This window comes from Mesorhizobium sp. M5C.F.Ca.IN.020.32.2.1 (assembly GCF_004023105.1).
GTDB classification, from domain to species: Bacteria; Pseudomonadota; Alphaproteobacteria; order Rhizobiales; family Rhizobiaceae; genus Mesorhizobium; species Mesorhizobium wenxiniae.
Genome location: NZ_RZSX01000697.1, coordinates 1 through 3473 on the forward strand (window position 1 = coordinate 1; position 3473 = coordinate 3473).

4 protein-coding genes and 1 tRNA gene are annotated in these 3473 nt (G+C 62.5%); 3 read left to right on the top strand and 2 right to left on the bottom strand.

The window, feature by feature from the left end:
• On the top strand, positions 1-417 hold a 417-nt coding region (locus EOA86_RS27170; protein WP_164892011.1), incomplete at its 5' end, for a universal stress protein.
• Positions 418-542: 125 nt separating this feature from the next.
• On the opposite strand, the gene EOA86_RS27175 is transcribed toward EOA86_RS27170, so the two are convergent.
• A tRNA-Pro gene (locus EOA86_RS27175) sits at positions 543-616 on the bottom strand.
• 151 nt (positions 617-767) lie between these two features.
• On the opposite strand from EOA86_RS27175, the gene EOA86_RS27180 reads away from it, so the two are divergent.
• Positions 768-1850 carry a hypothetical protein gene (locus tag EOA86_RS27180; RefSeq protein WP_128344512.1) on the top strand — a complete coding sequence of 361 codons (1083 nt, stop codon included), beginning with the start codon at positions 768-770 and terminating at the stop codon, positions 1848-1850.
• Here EOA86_RS27180 and EOA86_RS27185 read toward each other — a convergent pair.
• A complete protein-coding gene (locus EOA86_RS27185; protein ID WP_206630143.1) occupies positions 1829-2602 on the bottom strand; it encodes a polysaccharide pyruvyl transferase family protein in 774 nt (257 codons plus the stop codon). The two genes, EOA86_RS27180 and EOA86_RS27185, sit on opposite strands and share 22 nt — an antisense overlap.
• 390 nt (positions 2603-2992) lie before the next feature.
• Between EOA86_RS27185 and EOA86_RS27190 the strand changes: the two genes are divergently transcribed.
• Positions 2993-3473: oligosaccharide flippase family protein (locus EOA86_RS27190; protein WP_164892012.1), on the top strand; the 481-nt coding region annotated here is incomplete at its 3' end.

Below are 3473 nucleotides of genomic sequence, written 5' to 3' on the forward strand. Positions count from 1 at the left end.
CTGCTCATCCCCGAGGGGTCGCGGCCGACACTGAAGCCGAAACGCGTGCTGATTGCATGGGACGCTCGTCTGGAGTCATCGCGTGCCGTCCGCGAATCTCTCAACATGCTGCCAGGTGCCGAAGAGGTGCGCCTTGTCATGGTCGATCCGGTGGAGCACCAATACCGCCACGGGGCCGAACCCGGAGCCGCCGCCGCCGCCTATCTCGCGCGGCATGGCGTGAATGTCACGGTCGACCGGCTGCCCAGCTTGGATCATTCAGTCGCCGACGTGCTTCGCAGGCACGCGGTCGACATCGCCGCCGATCTGATGGTGATGGGCGCCTATGGTCATTCCCGGTTGCGCGAGCGCATCTTCGGCGGCGTCACCATCTCGATGCTTGAAGACCCGTCGATGCCGATCCTTATGGCGCGTTAACCGCCGGCCAATACGGCATGGTCAAGCCCGAAAACGCGGAGAAGGGTTGGGCTTGCGAGTGAGTCTCAGGTAGGGTTTCAGGTGGGAGGCGCTTCGGGAAAAGCTAAGTGATTGTTTTTTCTGGCTCGGAGTGGCAGGATTTGAACCTGCGACCCCATCGTCCCGAACGATGTGCGCTACCAAGCTGCGCTACACTCCGTGACCAGACCGCGGGCCTATAGCCGCCGCACTTCGTTCCTGAACGCGTTGGGTCAGAAGCCGCGACCAATTGACCCGACACCCGCGCTTGCGCTGGCACGGGACAGGCCTAGGATCCCCTTCGGATCAAGCGTTGCCACGGAACATTGCCGATGACCGACAAGATACATTTCGCGCAGAAACCTGTTCTGGCGCTGAAGCCCCTCAATGCTCCGGGCAACAGCTTTACGGGTCTCTTCTCCGGCCACATCGACGGCACAAGCTTCGAGCGGGTTCAGTTCGACTGGGAGCACCTGGGCCGCGGCCGCTACGACATCGTCCTCTTCCACTGGCCGACCGAATTCTTTCGGCCGAGCAGCCGCAAGGCGACAATCAAGCTTCTCGGCCGCATGCTCTGGGACAGGGTCTTTCACGGAACCAGGTTTCTGTGGGTGGTACACAACCTGGAGCCCCATGACGGCGGCAGCTTGAAATCGGGGCTGACCACCTACCTGTTTCTGAAGCTGCTCGACGGAGTGATCCTCCTCTCCGAACATTCCCGCCGCGAGTTGCATCGCCTGCATCCCGCGGCCCGTTCGCTCGCCACGCTGGTCACGGTTCATGGTCGTTATAAATCGGTCGCCGAACCGCCGCGGGACGCCAGACCATCCGAGCGACACAACAGGCTTCTCTTCTTCGGACTGATCAGGGAGTACAAGAACGTCGAAAAGCTGGTTACCGAGGCCCGCAAGGCGACGGCCACGTTTTCGCTCACGGTGATCGGCGTTTGCCCGGAAGAGGATCTCGAACGCAGGATCCGCACAGCCGCGGGCGACGACAAGCGGATCAAGCTGGACATCCGAAGGGAGTTCGTGCCGGACGACGAGTTAGAGCGCGTCATCGATTCACACGACGCCGTCGTGCTGCCATACCGCAACATCCTGAACAGCGGCGTCGCCTTGCATTCGCTCGGGCGCAACAAGCCGCTCCTGGCCCCGCGGATCGGCAGCCTGCCGGAGCTTCAGGAGGTGGTCGGAGCCGAGTGGGTGCATCTGTTCGACGGCGAAATATCGGCCGCCACTCTCGAGAGCTTCCTCGCCGCACTCCGCAAGTCCACGTCGCCGCGCCCGGATCTGTCGCCATTTGAGTGGACGAGGGTCGGATCGGATGTCACGCGCTTCCTGAAATCGCTGACCGCGCGGCGCGCTGCTGTCGAGCCGACCCCGACGGCCTCTCAGCAATCCCAGAGATCGTAGGGGAAGCTCGCCTTCAGCCTCGCGAGATCTGGCCGGGCCTTGCCCATCGGGCTCGCGCGGACGGCTTCCTCACGCGATCGCGTGATGTCCAGTCGCGCGCGGCCGACGCCGAGGACATAGTCCTCATATTTCAGTGTGTTTTCTTCTTCCGACAGGCGCAGATACGTACAGGGAATGCCGAACGCGTCGGCAATAACCAGCCCGTGGAGCGAGCTCGAGATGACATGGCTCGCTTCCGAAATGCGCCGTACCACGCTCGCCCAATAGTCGAGTGGAGAGACGACGTTTTCCCATCCCTCCATCTTCGGCAGGTCGTGCAAGTTGGGGACGAACGCGACCGGCGTCTTGCGCTCGGCAGGTTTCGGAAAACGGGAACCCAGAAGATCGGCAACGAGGATCCCGGGGTCGCCGAACACCTCGGGCACGTCAATGCCACGCCGCATGAGAAAATCGCGGGTGAGGGGACCACGGACGGCGCGCACGTCGAGCGAGCTGAACACGTGCCGTTCGTCTCGGATCTTGCCGTTGATGCCGGAACCCCAGACGACGTCGCCGTTGCGCGCGAAATGCAGGATCGAGCCTATGCCCAGGAGCCTTACCGGCCTCGGACGTTCCTCGTCCAGGAAGCAGCCGGCGTCGGCCGCCATCTTGTTGACAATCACCGAGGAGAGATAGTCGCCGAAGTTCACGCCGAGGGGCGACTTCCAGTAGAACAGCTCGATCGTGTTCGGCTGGAACGGGGGAGGGGGCACGTAGCCTCTGTCCCGTCGAGCAAGTCCGCGCACCTTGCGGACAATTTTCCTCACACCTTGAGCCACGGCGGCCTCTTCCAGCAAAACGAACACCTCTTCCCTCGGGCTTGCTCTCTGCCAGACCCGCCACCGGAAGCGGTGTAGCACATTCGACCGCGGGTGTGGCCTCATTCTCGACCAACGCGAGCCGTTGTGCAGTGCGGCAAATCGGCGCCACCGCAAATGTGAAAAATCCGCTCCGCGCCGGCTCTCCACGGTAATTGTGCGGTGCGGCAAATGGGCGCTGATCTTTGTTCTCGTTACCCGTCTTCGTTCGCGGTATAAGCGCTGCGGCTCGGGGTGCAACAAGAGCGCCAAATGGCGCTGAGAGTATCGGGAATCGCCTGCAGCATGAGCAGTATCACCGGGCGGCTCATCAAGGGAAGCATGTGGCTCAGCCTGTCGCGAGCGATCGTGAACGGGCTGGCGACGCTCAGCACCTTCGTGCTGGCGTGGTACCTCTCGCCTGCCGATTTCGGCCTCGTTGCATTGGCGACGACGATGCTCCTGATCGTCACCACAGTCACCGAACTCTCGCTCACCCAGGCGCTCATCCGACATGAGGCGCCCACCGAATCGCATTTCAGCGCTGCCTGGACCCTCAATGCCACGCGCGGACTGATACTGTGCCTTTTCTTCGCGGCCTGTGCCTGGCCGGCATCGGTGGTCTATGAAGACCCGCGCCTGTTCGGCGTCATGGTTGCGCTGGGCTTCAGCGTGCTGCTCGGCAGCATGACGAATCCGCGGCTGATCATGCTGCAGCGCAAGCTGATCTTCTGGCAGGAATTCGTGCTGAGCGTTTCGCAGAAGTTCGTCGGGGTCGTCGTGGCGG

What these genes read in the sequence shown, in the direction of transcription:
- EOA86_RS27180 (WP_128344512.1), top strand. Translation starts at nt 768, where the DNA reads ATGACCGACAAGATACATTTCGCGCAGAAACCTGTTCTGGCGCTGAAG.